Below are 790 nucleotides of genomic sequence, written 5' to 3' on the forward strand. Positions count from 1 at the left end.
CTTGAGGTATCCCTGAAGATTCAGGAACTCTGGCCCGAGGCATTCGATGCAGGTAAATGCCAACCGAAATGCAGTTGCCTGCACAACAAGCTAACCGGATGCTGGCTGGAACGTGAGGATGGTGTACGAAAGTATATTCACCCGAATGAATACCGACAGCTCGGTTTCAGTATCCCTGTAGAAAACACACATTACCATGTAGTTGACCTGACCAAAGCTATCAAGATGGCCGAATCTGACCATTGATACAACATTAGCTGTGCTATACCCTTGAAACGCAACAACAAAGGACACCACCATGGACCTGCAACAACTGTCCGTCGAACTGGAAAACGAACACCCACGTATCGCCCCAAGCATCCGGTACGTGATCAAGTCTTTCAATGTTCGCCCAGATATTGCCGCTGAACTGGGTAACTTAAACCCCAATCAGCTCAAGCAATCCATCGTCGCCCTTGCTGACCATATCGCCCTCGGCCTGCTGGAGATCATTGAACAGGAACGGATCGCAATGACCGTGTACCTGCTTTCTGACCTGACTGAAAAAGATGCAGTGATGCACACCATTGCTGACGTATTCAACACAGGTGTCGATAGCTTCGTGGAGCATGTCAAAAAATTCATGGAAGCAAGACAAGCCTTTGCCTGAAAAAATTAGCAAAGCTAAACCCTTCCCCCAATACAGAGACAAATAACAATGACAAGCGCCCTGAAAGACGCAGTAGAACAGAACCCCCAGATCGCCAAAAGCATCAAGATGGTGTTTGAAGCAACAGACCAGGCTCTCAAG

The 790-nt window shown here is 48.1% G+C and carries 2 protein-coding genes; both read left to right on the plus strand.

What is annotated here, in order from left to right; translation table 11 throughout:
* Positions 1 to 246 (plus strand): hypothetical protein (locus ABD892_RS10360; protein WP_345195548.1); only part of this gene is annotated, 246 nt, incomplete at its 5' end.
* A gap of 52 nt (positions 247 to 298) precedes the next feature.
* Positions 299 to 649 (plus strand): hypothetical protein, encoded by a 351-nt coding sequence (locus ABD892_RS10365; protein WP_345195549.1) that lies wholly within the window; start codon positions 299 to 301, stop codon positions 647 to 649.
* Positions 650 to 790 lie beyond the last annotated feature (141 nt).

Source organism: Kistimonas scapharcae (genome assembly GCF_039540975.1).
GTDB classification, from domain to species: Bacteria; Pseudomonadota; Gammaproteobacteria; order Pseudomonadales; family Endozoicomonadaceae; genus Kistimonas; species Kistimonas scapharcae.